The following is a 14,479-nucleotide window of genomic DNA, read 5'->3' as shown; positions in this document are numbered from 1 at the left end:
TGCAACCTAACACCCTGCCGGGCCGCTGGTCAGTCCAGGAGCGCGCGCAGGGCGGCGCGTTCCGCGGCGGGCACATAGCCGACGTAGTAGTCGTACATGGTCTGCCGCGACAGGCGGGCCGCCAGCGGTCCGTCGCCCGCCCGCACCGCGGCCAGGACCTCCTCGTGGTGGCCGATGCTCTGGCGCATCAGCCCGTCCTGGTCGGGCGCGGCGGCGATCTTCTCCTCGATCAGGTTCAGCACGATGGAGCGCACCACGTCGGTGCAGATCTGGATGAGCTTGTTGCCGCTGGCTCTGGTCACGGCGTCGTGGAAGGCGACGTCGGCCGCGCTGAACGCGTCGTAGCCGGTCTCGGCGGCGGCCCGCATCGCGGTGATCGCCGCGTCCATCTCCGCCAGCTGCGCCTCGGTACGCAGCCGCGCGGCCAGCAGGTTGGCCGCGGAGTCGAGCGTCATGCGGAACCCGACCAGCTCGCCCAGCGACAGCTGGTCCACCCGGGCCAGCGTGGTCATCGACTTGTGGAGCGCGGCCGGGGTGAACGGCAGCACCTCGGCCCCGTTGGGGTCCCCGGGCCGGGAGCGGACCAGCCCGCGGGCCTGCAGCACGCGCAGCGCCTCGCGCACGGTCGAGCGGCTGACGGAGAACTGCGCCATCAGGTCCCGCTCGCTGGGCAGCCGGTGTCCCGGGGTGAGCGTGCCGGTCTCGACGGCCTCCTCGATCTGCTCGACGACGCGCTCGTACGCGCGGACGGTGCGCACCGGTTCAAACCGCGGTCCGCCCATGGAAGAGCCCCCTTGACCCGAGCAGTTGAGGACTGGCAGTGTGCGTAGCCTACTGGTCCGACCAGTGCACTAGCCAGGAGGCTGTTGAACATGAGGCGAATCGGGACCATGATCGCCGCCGGCGGTCTCCTGCTGGCCACTGCCTGCGGAGGCGGCGGCCAGACGGGGGGGAACACGGCGGCGAAGCAGGAGTCGCTGTCGGTCGGGTTCGTGGCGGAACCGGCCAACCTCGACTTCACCGCGACCGAGGGCGCCGCGATCCCGCAGGCCCTGCTGGTCAACGTCTACGAGGGTCTGGTCAAGCTCGACCAGGACGGCAAGATCGTCCCCCTCCTCGCGGAGAAGTGGGAGATCTCCCCGGACCGCAAGACCTACACCTTCACCCTGCGCAAGGGCGTCACCTTCACCGGCGGCGCCCCCTTCACCGCCGACGACGTCGTCTTCTCCTTCGACCGCGTGAAATCCGACTGGAAGCTGAAGATCAAGGCCCAGCTCGACGTCATCGACAAGGTGGAGAAGAAGGACGACACCACCGCCGTCGTCACGCTCAAGCAGCCGAGCAACGGCTTCCTCTACGCGCTGGCCACCCGCCTCGGCGCCATGTTCAGCAGGACGGGCGTCGCCGACCTCGCCAACAAGCCCGTCGGCACCGGCCCCTACCAGCTCGGCAGCTGGAAGCGCGGCGACTCCATCCAGCTCACCGCCAACGGCACGTACTGGGGCACCAAGCCCGCCATCCCCGGCGTCACGCTGAAGTACTTCAAGGACGCCACGGCGATGAACAACGCGCTGCTGACCGGCGGCATCGACGTCATCTCCAGCGTCCAGGCCCCCGAGTCGCTGCAGCAGTTCGCCGATCCCAACCGGTTCCAGACGGTCGAGGGCACCACCAACGGGGAGGTCGTGCTCTCCCTCAACAACGGCCGCCCGCCGTTCAACGACAAGAAGGTACGGCAGGCCGTACGCCACGCCATCGACCACAAGGCGCTCCTGGACACCGCCTGGGCCGGAAGAGGCCAGCTCATCGGGACCATGGTCCCGCCCACGGACCCGTGGTACGAGGACCGCACCGGCGACTACCCGTACGACGTGAACAAGGCCAAGGAACTGCTCGGCGGCAAGACCCACAACGTCAAGATGCGCATCCCCAACCTGCCGTACGCGGTGGCCGCCGCCCAGGTGGTCAAGTCGCAGCTCGCGCAGGTGGGCATCACCGCCGACATCGAGCCGCTGGAGTTCCCGGCCCGCTGGCTGGACGTGGTGTTCAAGCAGGGCGACTACCACCTGTCCATCATCAACCACGTCGAACCCCGTGACATGGGCATCTTCGCCGACAAGTCGTACTACTTCCGCTACGACAATCCCGAGTTCGGCAAGCTGCTCGCCGAGGCCGACAAGGGCACCGAGCAGGAGCAGAGCGACAAGCTCAAGCAGGCGGCCAAGCTGCTGTCCGACGACGCCGCCGCCGACTGGCTCTTCCTCTTCCCGAACCTCATCGTCGCGAAGAAGGGCGTCACCGGACTGCCGAAGAACGCCATCGCCGAGTCCTTCGACTTCACCGGACTCGCCAAGCAGTGATCGTCTACCTGGTCAAGCGGCTGGCGGTGCTCCTGGCGAGCACCGCCGTCGCCGGCGTGGTCGTCTTCGCCTTCATGGCGCTGCTGCCCGGAGACCCGGCCGAGATCGCGCTCGGCGTCAACGCCACCCCGCAGGCCGTGGCCGAGCTGCGCGAGCAGTACGGCACCGACCGGCCGCCCGTCACCCAGTTCCTCGACTGGTTCGGCGGCCTGGTCACCGGCGACTTCGGCACCTCCTACGTGACCAGCTCGCCCATCGGCCCGCAGATCGGCGAGCGGCTGGCGGTCACCGCGGTGCTCGTGACCGGCGGCATGGTCATCGCGCTGCTGGTGGCGGTCCCGGCCGGCACCTTCGCCGCCGTGCACCACCGCAACCCGCTCGGCGCCGCGATCAGCGCCTTCAGCCAGGTCGGCATCGCCATCCCGGCGTTCCTGGCCGGCATCCTGCTGGTGTTCGTCTTCGCGGTGAAGGCCCAGGCGCTGCCCTCGGGCGGCTACGTGCCCATGGCGGAGGATCCCACGCGATGGCTGCTCGGCCTGCTGCTGCCATGGTTGTCGCTGGGCCTGGTGCAGGGCGCCGTCCTGACCCGCTACGTCCGCTCGTCGGTGCTCGACGTCATGCGCGAGGACTACCTGCGCACCGCCCGAGCCAAGGGCCGCGGCCGTATGGGCGCCTTGTGGCGGCACGGCCTGCGCAACGCCTCCATCCCCGTCGTCACCGTGCTCGGCCTCCAGCTGGCGACGCTGCTGATCGGCGCCGTGGTCGTCGAGCGCGTCTTCGTCATCCCCGGTCTCGGCGACCTGCTCCTGAACGGCGTGGCCGGCCGCGACCTCCTGCTCGTCCAGGGCGTGGTCATGGTGCTCGTGGTCGCGGTGCTGCTCATCAACTTCGTCGTCGATCTGGCCTACGCCGTCCTCGACCCCCGGCTGCGAGGCGCACGATGAGGGGCAGGATGAACGCCGGGCTGATCGTCGGCGGCACGCTGGTCGCCCTCGTGGTGCTCGCCGCGCTCGTCTCGTTCGTGTGGACGCCCCACGACCCGACCCTGGTCGACGCCGCCAAGAAGCTCCGGGAGCCCGGCGGCGGCCACCTGCTCGGCGCCGACAAGTTCGGCCGCGACACCTTCAGCCAGCTCATGGTCGGCGCCCGCACCACCCTGTACGTCGGCATCGTGGCCGTCGGCATCGCCGCGCTGATCGGCACCCCGCTCGGCATGGTCGCCGGGATGACCCCGCGCGGCTGGCTGTCGGAGCTGGTCATGCGGGTCAACGACCTCGTCTTCGCCTTCCCCGCGCTGCTGCTCGCGGTCATGCTCGGCGCCGTCTACGGGGCCGGCACGCTCACCGCGATGATCGCCATCGGCGTGGCCACCGTGCCCGCCTTCGCCCGCGTCGCCCGCGCCGCGACCATGCAGGTCATGGTCACCGACTACATCCTGGCCGCGCGGGCCGCCGGGCGTGGCCGGATGGCGATCGCCGGGCGGCACGTGCTGCCGAACATCGCCTCGATGCTGATCGTGCAGGCGTCGGTGTCGTTCGCCATCGCGATCCTGGCCGAGGCGGCCCTGTCGTTCCTCGGCTTCGGCACCCGCCCGCCGACCCCGTCGTGGGGGCGCATGCTCCAGGAGTCGCAGGAACTCCTCTTCTCCACGCCCCGCCTGGCCCTGTGGCCGGGCCTGGCGATCGCGCTGGCCGTCCTCGGCTTCAACCTCCTCGGCGACGGCCTGCGCGACTACCTCGACCCGAAGCTGAGGAGGATCAGGGAGCGGTGAGCGACCCAGTGAAACTGCTGAGCGTTGAGCGGCTCTCCGTGCGCGCCGGGGACCTCGAACTCGTGCGGGAGGTCTCCTTCGACATCGCGCCAGGCGAGCGGGTCGGGCTCATCGGCGAGTCGGGCTCGGGCAAGTCGCTCACCGCGCTGTCGCTCATGGGACTGCTCCCGGAAGGCGTCAGCGCCTCCGGCACCGCGGTCCTGGGCGGGCACCGGCTGCTCGGCGTGCCGGAGAAGCGGCTCAAGGGGCTGCGCGGCCGTACCGTGTCGATGGTCTTCCAGGAGCCGATGACCGCGCTCAACCCGCTCATGCGGGTCGGCGCGCAGGTGGCGGAGGTGATGACGCTGCACGGCCGCGACCGCGCGGCCGCCCGCGCCCGCACGCTCGACCTCCTGGACCGGGTACGGCTCCCGCACCCCGCCCAGATCGCCCGCGCCTACCCCCACCAGCTCTCCGGCGGCCAGCGCCAGCGCGTCATGCTGGCCATCGCCCTCGCCAACGAGCCCGACCTGCTCATCTGCGACGAGCCGACCACCGCGCTGGACGTGACGGTGCAGAAGCAGATGCTGGACCTGATCGCCGAGGTGGCCCCGGCGCTGCTGTTCATCACCCACGACCTGGCCGTGGTGGCGGCGATGTGCGAGCGCGTCCTGGTCATGTACGGCGGCCGCGTCGTCGAGTCCGGCCCCATGCGCGAGGTCTTCACCCGCCCCCGCCACCGCTACACCGAGGGCCTGCTCGACGCCTCCCGCCTGACCCCGCGCGGCACCCGGCTGCCCACGATCAAGGGCAGCGTGCCGTCGGCCGGGGCGTTCCCCGAAGGCTGCGTCTTCCGCAACCGCTGCCCCTACGCCGACCCTCGGTGCGAGACCGAACCGGCGTTGACAGGAGAGGCCCATGGCTATGCCTGCTGGCACCCCGGTGATTGAGGCCCGCGACCTCACCCGCGTCTACCGCCGCCCGCGGACCTCGCTCACCAGGCCGGGCGAGGCCGTGCACGCGCTGAAGGGCGTCTCGCTGAGCGTCGCCCGCGGCGAGCGCTACGGGATCGTCGGCGAGTCCGGTTCCGGCAAGTCGACGCTGCTGCGGCTGCTGTGCGGGCTCGACCGGCCCACCAGCGGCTCGATCAGGTTCGCCGGGCAGGAGATCGTGGGCCGCCGCGACCTGCGCTTCCTGCGCAACGACCTGCAGATCGTCTTCCAGGACCCGATGAGCTCCCTCGACCCCCGCATGCGGGTCCACGACATCGTCGCCGAGCCGCTGGTCGCGCAGGGACTGCCGGTCGGCGCCCGGGTCGCCGAACTGCTGGAGGAGGTCGGGCTCCCCGCCGGTGCGGCCGAGCGCTACCCGCACCAGTTCTCCGGCGGCCAGCGCCAGCGCGTCGCCATCGCCCGCGCGCTCGCGCCCGCCCCGAAGGTGCTGGTCGCCGACGAGGCGGTCAGCGCGCTCGACGTCTCGGTACGCGGCCAGATCCTCAACCTGCTCGCCGACCTCATCGACGCGCACGGCCTCACGCTGGTCTTCGTCTCCCACGACCTGTCCGTGGTCAGGCACGTCTGCGAGAGCGTCGCGGTGATGAGCGAGGGGGAGATCGTGGAGAGCGGGGCCGTGGACGAGATCTGGGCCGGGCCCAAGCACCCCTACACACGCACGTTGTTGCAGGCCGTACCCACCTTGGAGGGACTTCTGTGATCGAGATCGACTCTGCGGGCGTGGTGGAGTTCACCCAGGCGCTGGTACGCGTGCCCAGCACCAACGACCCGGCGCGCGGGCGCAACGAGCTGCCCGCCGCCGAACTCGTCGCCGCGAAGATGCGCTCGTGGGGCTGGGAGCCGCAGATCTCCGAGGCCGCGCCCGGCCGCCCCAACGTGGTCGCCGTGGTCGAGGGCGGGCTGCCCGGACCGACGCTCATGTTCGAGGGCCACACCGACGTGGTGACCGAGGGCGACCTGGCCGAATGGACCGTCGACCCGTTCGGCGGCGAGATCCGCGACGGCCGGCTGTGGGGGCGCGGCAGCGCCGACATGAAGTCCGGCCTGGCCGCCACCCTCTACGCGGTACGCGCGCTGCAGCTCGCTGGACCGTTCCCGGGCCGGGTGAAGGTGTGCGCGCTGGCCGACGAGGAGGGGCTGATGCTCGGCGTCCACCACTTCGTGGACTCCGGCCTGGCCGCCGACGTGGACGGGGCGATCGTGGCCGAGCCCGAGGCAGGCGAGATCTGCGCCGTGGCCAAGGGCGCGCTGCGCCTGCGGGTGGACTTCACCGGTAAGATGGCGCACGGCGCGATGCCCCAGCACGGACGCAACCCGATCCCGGCCGCCGGCGCGCTCATCGTCGCCCTCGGGGCCTACCAGGACGAACTGCAGAAACGTTTCCCGGAGCACGAGCACCTCGGCCAGGTGTACGTCACGCCCACCGTGGCCCGCGCGGGCAGCGAGGAGCAGGTCAACGTCATCCCGGTGGCGGCCGCGGTCTTCGTGGACGTACGGACCCTGCCGGGCATGTCGCACGCCGAGATCGCCGCCCGGGTCGGTGAGCTGGCCGCGTTCACCGGGATCGCCGCGGAGGTCGCCATCCTGGTGGACCGGCCCGCGGTCGAGGTCCCCGTGGACGACCCCGTCGTGGCCGCCCTCGCCGCGGCCCACCGCGCCGTCACCGGGCAGGAGCCGGTCTACGGCGGCGTGCCCGGCTCCACCGACGGCACCGTCCTGACCCACTGGGGCGGCGTCCCCTCGGTGGTGTACGGCCCCGGCGGCAAGTGGATCGCCCACCAGGCCGACGAGTTCGTCGAGGTGGCGGAGATCGTCCGGTGCGCCCGTGTGTTCGCCGAGGCCGCCCGCCGCTTCCTGACCCGGGAAACCGCGTGAAGCCGCTCACCTGGGAGACCCGCGTGAAGCCGGGGCTCGCCTGGGAGACCCGCGTGAAGCCGGGGCTCGCCTGGGAGACTCGCGTGAAGCCGGGGCTCGCCTGGGGGGTGGCGTGAAGCCGGGGCCGCTCAACGCGCTCACCGACGTTCCGGGCATCCGGGTCGGGCACGCGCAGCGCGTCGGCGGCGGTTATCGCACCGGGACCACCGTGATCCTGCCGCCGGTCGAGGGCGCGGTGGCCGGGGTGGACGTGCGCGGCGCCGCCCCCGGCACCCGCGAGACCGAGCTGCTCGACCCCCGCAACCTGGTCGAGCGGGTCCACGCCGTCGTCCTGACCGGCGGCAGCGCGTACGGGCTCAGCGCGGCCTGCGGCGTCATGGACCGCCTGGCCGACGCCGGGACCGGCTTCCCGGTGGAGGGCGGCGTCGTCCCGATCGTCCCCTCCGCCGTCATCTACGACCTGGGCCGGGGCGGCCGCTTCCGCGCCACCCCCGCCGCGGAGCTGGGCGCCGCCGCCTACGACGCCGCCTCGGCGGAGGAGGCGCGCAACGGCTCCATCGGCGCGGGCACCGGCGCGGTGGCCGGCGGGCTGGCCGGTGGCGTCGGCACCGCCAGCGCCGTCCTCGGCTCCGGCGTCACCGTGGCGGCCCTGGCCGTGGTGAACGCGGCCGGATCGGTCCTCGACCCCTCCGGCGGCCTGCTGGCGGGCGCCCGCTACGGCCTGCCCGGCGAGTTCGGCGGCCTCGGGCCGCCGTCCGCGCGGGAGGCGGAGGCCTGGCGGCCGGTGAAGGTCACCAGCTTCAACACCACCATCGGCGTCGTGGCCACCGACACCGCGCTGTCGAAGGCGCAGTGCGGCAAGCTCGCCGGAGTGGCCCACGACGGGCTGGCCCGCGCGATCCGCCCCGCCCACACCATGGTCGACGGCGACACCATCTTCGGCCTGTCCACCGTCGTCCGATCAGAACCGTCGAGCGCGGAGCTGCAGGACGTCCTGGCCGCCGGGGCCGACGTCTTCAGCCGCGCCGTGGCCCACGCCGTCCTGGCCGCCACCGGCCGCCCGGAGGCGCCCGCCTACCTCGACGTCTTTCCCAGTGCCCGGCTCGCGCAGGAGGAACGACCATGAACTGGCCGAGCGGACTGCCGGTGGGGGCGGGCTGGGCGCCCGTCCGGGACACCACCGAGATCGTCTTCCCCTACGACGGCAGCGTGGTGGCCGCCGCGCCGCTGGGCACGGCCGAGCTGGCCGCGCGCGCGGTGGAGGAGGCGCTGGCCGTGGCGCCCGCCATGGCCCGGATGCCCTCGCACGCCCGCCGTACCGCGTTGACGGGCGCGCACGACGCGCTGGTGGCGCGGCGCGCGGAGTTCGAGCGGCTGCTCGTGCTGGAGACCGGCAAGCCACTGGTCGACTGCCGGGTCGAGGTGGCGCGGACGATCGTCACGCTGGCCACCGCCGCCGAGGAGGTGGCCAGGCTGCACGGCGAGACCGTCCCGCTGGACCTGCTGCCCTCCGGCGAGGGGCTCACGGGGTTCTGGACCCGGCGGCCGATCGGCGTCGTGGTCGGCATCACCGGCTTCAACTATCCGCTGCTCCTGGCCGCCCACAAGATCGCCCCGGCGGTCGCGGCGGGCTGCCCGGTGATCGTCAAACCGGCGCCCGCCACCCCGCTGGCCACGCTCTGGCTGGTCCACCTGCTGCGGGAGACCGGCGCGCTGCCCGCGGCCGCGGTTCAGCTGGTCACGGGTGACGTCGAGGTCGGCCGTACGCTCGTCGAGGACCGCAGGATCGGCGCGGTCTCCTTCACCGGCTCGGCGGCGGCCGGGCACGCCATCGCCCGCAACGCCGCACCGACCAAGGTCGTGCTCGAACTCGGCTCCAACGCCGCCCTGGTGGTGGCGGCCGACGCCGATCTGGAGGCGGCGGCGGACGCGGTGGTGCGCGGCGGCTACTACGCCTCGGGGCAGGCGTGCATCTCGGTGCAGCGGGTGCTCGTCGAGGAGCGGGTCAGGGACCGGTTCCTGCCCCTGCTGGCCGAACGCATGAAGAACGTGGTCACCGGCGACCCCCGCGAGCCGGAGACGCGGGTGGCGCCGCTGATCGACGAGCGTTCGACGGCGCGCGTGCTGGAGTGGGTGCGGGCGGCCGTGGACGCGGGCGCGAGCCTGGTGACCGGCGGGCGGCGCGCGGGCCGGGAGATCGTGCCGACGCTGCTGGCCGACGTTCCCGATGGGGTGGCCGCCTGGGAGGAGGAGATCTTCGGCCCCGTGGTGTGCGTACGCGCGGTGGCGGACCTGGACGAGGCCTTCGCCACCGTCAACCGCTCACGCTACGGGCTGCACGCCTCCGTCTTCACCACCTCCCTGGCCACGGCGTTCGCCGCGATCGACCGGATCGAGGCGGGCGGCGTCGTGGTCAACGAGGTGCCGGGCTTCCGCGCGGACAACATGCCCTACGGCGGCGTCAAGGACTCCGGCATCGGCCGGGAGGGCCCGCGCTTCGCGATCGAGGAGTTCACCGTCACCCGGATGGCGATCATCCGCCCCTGACCGTGCGGGCCGGGGGAGAACCCCGGCCCGCACGGCTCCAGCCGCGTTCCAGCCGTGTTCTAGCCGTGGGAGTCGGGGGAGGTGCGGGCCAGGCCGAAGCAGGAGGGCCCGTTGGGTCCGTCGAACCTGACGGAGTTGAAGAAGTCGCGGAAGGTGCTGAAGAAGTTCCCCTTGTCGCGGGGCCGGGTGACCGCGGAGCAGCCGCCGTAGCCGTCCTCGGAGTAGAGGTGGATCCACGAGTCGGTGCGGTTCCAGTCGGACTTGCCCCTGCTGCCCATGCCGAGGGCGGCGAGGCTGGGGGTGTCGCTCTGGATCTCGATGATGTCGCCGGTGCCGTCGAGCCCGGAGAACATGCAGTAGTAGCCGTCGCGGCAGCGGTCGTAACCGTCGGCCGCCTGGGCGGGGGTGCTGGTCAGGGCGGCCATGGCCACGGCCGCGATCGGGAGCGCCAACAGGTGAAGCTTCTTGCCCACTGTCCCTCCATACCTGAAACTTTCCTTCGACCCTACAGGCTGCGATCTTGGCGGTGAAGAGGGATCTTGCGGCGGGTAAGGAATTCCTGTCTAGGCTGGCGCATGATCACTCACGCGGTCTTAGCCGTGGCCCTGACGGCCACCCTCGTCCCCGCCGGCGGCGCGCCCGGCCCCCGCCTGTTCCGCAACCGCGACTCCGGACTCTGCCTGACCTGGGGCACCCAGGTCTCGACCGGCAAGACGGTCGCCGCCACCGGCGACTGTGACCCCCGCTCCCGGTACACGCTGTGGAAGCGCACCGCACGCTCCCAGCTCGCCAACCGCACGACCTGCCTGTCCTCGCCGACCGGGCCCCAGGACGACCGCAGAGTCCTGGTACGGCGCTGCGGCAAGGCAGACCGGCTCGCCTTCACCCGCGTCCGCCAGGGCATGGACGGCGAGCACCTGCGGATCTCCTGGAAGAACGGCATGTGCCTGGCGAGCAACTACAAGGGCCACGTCTACCCCGGCCCCTGCTCGACCACCGCCGCCGAATGGGTCGTCGTCCGCTGGTCCATGGACTAGCGGACCGGGTCACCTGGTGCACTGGTCGGACCAGTCACTAGAGTGCTGACCATGACGAGCTACGAGAGGTTGTTCCGCCTGGACGGACGGCGGGCGGTCGTGATCGGCGCCGGCAGCGGGATCGGCAGGGAGTCGGCGCTGGCCCTGGCCGCCCAGGGCGCCGAGGTCGTCTGCGCGGACCGGGACCTGCCGGCCGCCGAGCGGACCGCCGAGCTGTGCGGCGCGAGCGCGTACGAGGTGGACGTGCTCGACGCCGCGGCCGTGTGGACGCTGGCCGCCCGGGCGCCCGCCGACGTGCTCGTCTTCACCGCCGCCACCAACGTGCGCAAGCGGCTGCTCGACTACTCCGGTGAGGAGTTCGCCCGCGTGGTGGACCTCAACCTGCGCGCCTCCTTCGAGGTGGTGCGGGCCTTCGGCGCCGGCATGGTGGAGCGCGGGCGCGGCTCGATCATCGGCTTCGCCTCCATCCGCGCCGCGGTCACCGAACCCGGCCAGGGCGTCTACTCGGCCACGAAAGCCGGGCTCGTGCAGCTTCTGCGCACCGCGGCGGCCGAGTTCGGGTCCTCGGGGGTACGGGTCAACGCGGTCGCGCCCGGCGTGGTCGAGACCCCGCTGACCCGCCAGATCAAGGAGAACCCGGCCTGGTACGACGCCTACGCCGCCAAGTCGGCCCTGGGCCGCTGGGCCCGCCCCGAGGAGATGGCCGGCGCCGTCGTCTACCTGGCCGGTGACGCCGCGAGCTTCGTCACCGGCTCCGTCCTGTACGTGGACGGCGGCTGGACCGCCGTCGACGGCCGCTTCGACCCGCCCACCTGAACCCTCGGACCCGCTCCGGTCAGACCCGTTCCAGCCGGGCCTGCAGCGGCCGCCCGTGCACGGTCTCGAACTCGACCACCGTGCGCGCTCCCGCCGGCCGCACGCGGCACGGCTGCCCGCCGGAGGCGCGCCAGCGGCCCGACAGCGTCACCCGCAGCAGGTGCGGATGGCTCGGATCGTCCAGCCAGCGGCGCGACCACGGGCTGTAGTGGCCGACGTAGCGGCCCCGCTCGTACTGGTCGGGGTCGATGCCGCCGTACAACCGCAGGTCGGGGTCGCACACGGCGAGCACGAGGCCATCCGCCTCCTGCCTGGTCAGCAGCATGGACGGTGTGTCGACCGCGCGCACCAGCCCCTCCCCGGCCGTCAGCCGCTCGAACAACGCGTACCCGGTGATGCCGCTCGCGCGGTCCGTCACGATGTGGGCGCCCTCGTCCGCCCGGTGCACGGTGTACGGCGCGCGCCCAGGATCGGCCATCTCGGCGGCGAAGGCGGCCATGCGCCCGGCGGTGGTGTCGACGACCATCGCGTACTCGTAGCGGGCGCCCCTGGGCGCGGTGCCGTGCCTGATCCAGGCGGTGGAGAAGTCACCGCTGGTCGGCGCCTCGGTGGCGTTGTGCCGGGAGGACTGGGTGGTGCGCGTGAGCGCGACCCGCTGGCCGGGGGCGAGGTAGTAGCCCACCCCCTTGTCGTCCAGCAGCCAGCGCGGCGACAGGTCGCGGGCGTCGTGGCCCCAGGGAACCTCGGCCCCGTCCACGAGCAGGGCGCCGGTGGTGCGGGTGGTCTGGAAGAGCGTGGTCTCGGTCTCGTCGCGGGCCTCGTCGTTGCCGATGCCGGTGCCGATCGCCACGATCCGGTCGCCGAACAGGAAGACGGACTTCCTGGCCCGGTGCGAGCCCTCGTACTTCGGATGCTCGCGCAGGTCCATCGCGAACATCCCGTCGCGGTCGTCGATGCTGTGCGCCCCCGCGAAGCGGGCGTCGGTGAGGAGCATCTCCTCGATCGCGCCGGTCAGGTCGCCCTTGAGGTCGTCCCAGGACCTGTGGATCGTGGTGGTGCCGGGGCGGCGGTTCCAGTCGTAGCCGTTGTGCGCGTAGCCGCTGGCGAGGTTGGTGCCCTTGTTCACCACCTGGATCTGGCCGTAGGTGTTGTAGCGGCCGTACCAGTTCGCGCCGACGTAGATCTCGGTGCTCCACAGGTAGCGGTTGTGGCCGCGTACCGTCACCTGCCACTCCTCGCGCCGGTGCACGGCCAGCGCGGCGTAGTTGAGCGCCCACGTTCCCGTGGGCGCCGCCTCGGGCTTGACGCCGCGCGCGGCCAGCCGTTCGGCGATCGCCTTCTGCTGCGGCGTCGGTACGGCCGGCAGCAACCGCAGGAACGCGGCGCCGATCTCGTCGTCCACCTGGGCCAGCCACTGGAAGGGCACCACCGACAACGCCGTCAGCCCGCTGGGGTTGCGGCCGCTGCACGAGATGGGCCACTGGGTCCTGCCCGCGTGGACGCGCTGGGCCAGCAGGGCCTTCTTGAGCCAGCCGTACGCCTGCGCGGACAGGCGGAAAACGCCGCCGTGCAGCAGGTAGACGATGGGCGCCAGGCCCGCGAAGCCGTCGCGCACGTAGTCGGGGAAGAAGCCGACGTGGTGGAAGGCGGTGCCGTCGACCTTGATGCCGTCCTGGATGCCGTCGCTGGGCAGGAGGGTGGCGCTGAGCCAGTCGCGCAGGACGCGGAGGTAGGCGACCTGTTCGGTGTCGCCGTCGCGCAGCAGGATGGTGGCGAGCATGCCGCGCACGGTCGTGTTGTAGAGGTCCATCATGCTGCCGCGGGCCATCCGGAAGCCGAAGCCGCGAAACATCCGGCCGAGCCCGGTCAGCCAGTCGAGGTCGGCGCGGATCTCCTCCAGCAGCCCGGCCTCGCGCAGGGCGTCGCGCATGAGGTAGGCGGAGTCGTAGTAGCCGCGCACGTCGTAGCCGAGGTGGTGGATGGTGCCCTGGCAGCTGCCCCGGGTCCAGCCCTGCTCGCGCAGGTGGCGCAGCAGCTTGACGTACAGGGCGGCGAGGGCGGGGCGGTCGGGCGGGCTGGCGTGGTGGGCCAGGGCGACGGCGCGCAGCAGGTCGGTGACGGCGCGCAGGGTCGCCGGGTTGACGAACGCCTTCAGCTCGGCGGCGATCTCGGCCGGGTAGATCTGCGCCTGGTAGGCGTGGACGGGCCGGCCGAGCAGGGCGGCGGCCTGGGCGGTCAGGCCGGGCACGTCGACGGTGACCGGGGCGACCAGGTACTCGTCGAGGTAGCGGGCGCGCAGGGCGTGGAGGTCGGCGGTCTCGGCGGCGGACGGCGGCGACATGTCCGGCTTTTTCGTCTTCAGCAGCTGGTCGAAGCGGTAGAGCGCCTGCCAGTGCTGGTTGTCGTACTCGTCGCCCTCGGGGGCGATCTCCGGCAGCTGGTGGTCGCGGCAGGGCGCGTCCGGGCGCAGCGGTACGTTGAGCATGAGCTGGTCGAGGTGCAGCACCCCGCTGCGCCGGGGCGCGACGATCCGCAGCGTGTCCATGTCCGGGTGCGGGCGGCCGCGCATGTCGTAGGCGTGGCGCAGCCAGGCGGTACGCCAGCCGGTGAACCCGAGCCGGAACTCGAACCAGACGTCGGTGCGCGCCCCCCGCCCGAACTCGAAGCGCACCACGTCGTCGGCCGGTTCCGTGTTGTGGATCCAGACGCAGAAGGCGTCCACGAGCCCCTGCCAGGCCTGGTCGTCGCCGAGCCGGTAGGGGTCGGGCCGCCAGCGCAGCGGGGCGCTGACCGTGATCACGTCCCGGCTGCCGTGCTCCCAGCGCAGGGAACGTGTGCCGCAGACCGCCACCTCGCCCGACAGGCTGAGCCCGGCTCCGGACAGCTGCGGCGGTACCGCCGTCTCCAGCAGGAACACCGGCGGGTCCATGGCCAGGGCGCGCTGTTCCAGATCCTGGAGCCCGGTGCCCGTCCGGGCGGCGGCGGGGAGGTGGGGGAGGAGTAAGGCGCTTGCCGCACCGGCCGCGATGGCGGATCGGCGGGTGATCTCGGGTGCCATGCGCGTATCCAATGCGAAATTTT

The 14,479-nt window shown here is 72.4% G+C and carries 13 protein-coding genes; 10 read left to right on the top strand and 3 right to left on the bottom strand.

The annotated features are described in order from the left end of the window. Positions 1 to 29: 29 nt before the first annotated feature. Entirely contained in the window at positions 30 to 758 is a 729-nt protein-coding gene (locus ACIBI5_RS45870; RefSeq protein ID WP_397256815.1) for a FadR/GntR family transcriptional regulator, read from the bottom strand. A 114-nt stretch (positions 759 to 872) separates the two neighbouring features. Here ACIBI5_RS45870 and ACIBI5_RS45865 point away from each other — a divergent pair, with 114 nt between their 5' ends. The 8 genes from ACIBI5_RS45865 to ACIBI5_RS45830 all read left to right on the top strand — a co-directional run bounded on the left by ACIBI5_RS45865 (position 873) and on the right by ACIBI5_RS45830 (position 9,545). Then, entirely contained in the window at positions 873 to 2,360 is a 1,488-nt protein-coding gene (locus ACIBI5_RS45865) for an ABC transporter substrate-binding protein (protein ID WP_397256813.1), read from the top strand. Next, a complete protein-coding gene (locus tag ACIBI5_RS45860; protein WP_397256811.1) occupies positions 2,357 to 3,304 on the top strand; it encodes an ABC transporter permease in 948 nt (315 codons plus the stop codon). Before ACIBI5_RS45865 ends, ACIBI5_RS45860 begins: the two co-directional genes overlap by 4 nt. Positions 3,305 to 3,312: 8 nt before the next feature. Further along, positions 3,313 to 4,131 (top strand): ABC transporter permease, encoded by an 819-nt coding sequence (locus ACIBI5_RS45855; RefSeq protein WP_397256809.1) that lies wholly within the window; start codon positions 3,313 to 3,315, stop codon positions 4,129 to 4,131. Next, positions 4,128 to 5,060: an ABC transporter ATP-binding protein gene (locus ACIBI5_RS45850; protein WP_397256807.1), complete on the top strand. Its 933-nt coding sequence runs from the start codon at positions 4,128 to 4,130 to the stop codon at positions 5,058 to 5,060. The genes ACIBI5_RS45855 and ACIBI5_RS45850 overlap by 4 nt, the downstream gene beginning before the upstream one ends. Further along, positions 5,029 to 5,823 (top strand): ATP-binding cassette domain-containing protein, encoded by a 795-nt coding sequence (locus ACIBI5_RS45845; protein ID WP_397256805.1) that lies wholly within the window; start codon positions 5,029 to 5,031, stop codon positions 5,821 to 5,823. The genes ACIBI5_RS45850 and ACIBI5_RS45845 overlap by 32 nt, the downstream gene beginning before the upstream one ends. Continuing rightward, positions 5,820 to 6,998 (top strand): M20 family metallopeptidase, encoded by a 1,179-nt coding sequence (locus ACIBI5_RS45840; protein ID WP_397256803.1) that lies wholly within the window; start codon positions 5,820 to 5,822, stop codon positions 6,996 to 6,998. Before ACIBI5_RS45845 ends, ACIBI5_RS45840 begins: the two co-directional genes overlap by 4 nt. Before the next feature lie 112 nt (positions 6,999 to 7,110). After that, a complete protein-coding gene (locus tag ACIBI5_RS45835; RefSeq protein WP_397256801.1) occupies positions 7,111 to 8,124 on the top strand; it encodes a P1 family peptidase in 1,014 nt (337 codons plus the stop codon). Then, positions 8,121 to 9,545: an aldehyde dehydrogenase family protein gene (locus ACIBI5_RS45830; protein ID WP_397256799.1), complete on the top strand. Its 1,425-nt coding sequence runs from the start codon at positions 8,121 to 8,123 to the stop codon at positions 9,543 to 9,545. The genes ACIBI5_RS45835 and ACIBI5_RS45830 overlap by 4 nt, the downstream gene beginning before the upstream one ends. A gap of 59 nt (positions 9,546 to 9,604) precedes the next feature. Here ACIBI5_RS45830 and ACIBI5_RS45825 read toward each other — a convergent pair whose 3' ends face one another. Next, on the bottom strand, positions 9,605 to 10,018 hold the full coding sequence (locus ACIBI5_RS45825) for a peptidase inhibitor family I36 protein (protein WP_397256797.1): 414 nt from the start codon (positions 10,016 to 10,018) through the stop codon (positions 9,605 to 9,607). 102 nt (positions 10,019 to 10,120) lie between these two features. Here ACIBI5_RS45825 and ACIBI5_RS45820 point away from each other — a divergent pair, with 102 nt between their 5' ends. Together ACIBI5_RS45820 and ACIBI5_RS45815 are read left to right on the top strand one after the other, a co-directional pair. Further along, a complete protein-coding gene (locus ACIBI5_RS45820) occupies positions 10,121 to 10,582 on the top strand; it encodes a ricin-type beta-trefoil lectin domain protein (RefSeq protein ID WP_397256795.1) in 462 nt (153 codons plus the stop codon). Positions 10,583 to 10,633: 51 nt separating this feature from the next. Next, positions 10,634 to 11,398, top strand: coding sequence for an SDR family NAD(P)-dependent oxidoreductase (locus tag ACIBI5_RS45815; protein WP_397256793.1), 765 nt, complete (start codon positions 10,634 to 10,636; stop codon positions 11,396 to 11,398). Between the two features lie 19 nt (positions 11,399 to 11,417). Here the strand turns inward: ACIBI5_RS45815 and ACIBI5_RS45810 are convergent, their stop codons facing one another. Further along, positions 11,418 to 14,456: a chondroitinase family polysaccharide lyase gene (locus ACIBI5_RS45810; protein ID WP_397256791.1), complete on the bottom strand. Its 3,039-nt coding sequence runs from the start codon at positions 14,454 to 14,456 to the stop codon at positions 11,418 to 11,420. Positions 14,457 to 14,479 lie beyond the last annotated feature (23 nt).

It is taken from the genome of Nonomuraea sp. NPDC050540, assembly GCF_044457485.1.
GTDB lineage: Bacteria > Actinomycetota > Actinomycetes > Streptosporangiales > Streptosporangiaceae > Nonomuraea.
The sequence above is the reverse complement of the archived record's forward strand: the minus strand, read 5'-3'. Positions and strand labels throughout refer to the sequence as shown.

Coding starts and splice junctions, on each gene's coding strand:
- ACIBI5_RS45865 (WP_397256813.1), top strand. CDS start 873: ATGAGGCGAATCGGGACCATGATCGCCGCCGGCGGTCTCCTGCTGGCC.
- ACIBI5_RS45855 (WP_397256809.1), top strand. CDS start 3,313: ATGAACGCCGGGCTGATCGTCGGCGGCACGCTGGTCGCCCTCGTGGTG.
- ACIBI5_RS45845 (WP_397256805.1), top strand. CDS start 5,029: ATGGCTATGCCTGCTGGCACCCCGGTGATTGAGGCCCGCGACCTCACC.
- ACIBI5_RS45830 (WP_397256799.1), top strand. CDS start 8,121: ATGAACTGGCCGAGCGGACTGCCGGTGGGGGCGGGCTGGGCGCCCGTC.
- ACIBI5_RS45820 (WP_397256795.1), top strand. CDS start 10,121: ATGATCACTCACGCGGTCTTAGCCGTGGCCCTGACGGCCACCCTCGTC.
- ACIBI5_RS45815 (WP_397256793.1), top strand. CDS start 10,634: ATGACGAGCTACGAGAGGTTGTTCCGCCTGGACGGACGGCGGGCGGTC.
- ACIBI5_RS45810 (WP_397256791.1), bottom strand. CDS start 14,456: ATGGCACCCGAGATCACCCGCCGATCCGCCATCGCGGCCGGTGCGGCA.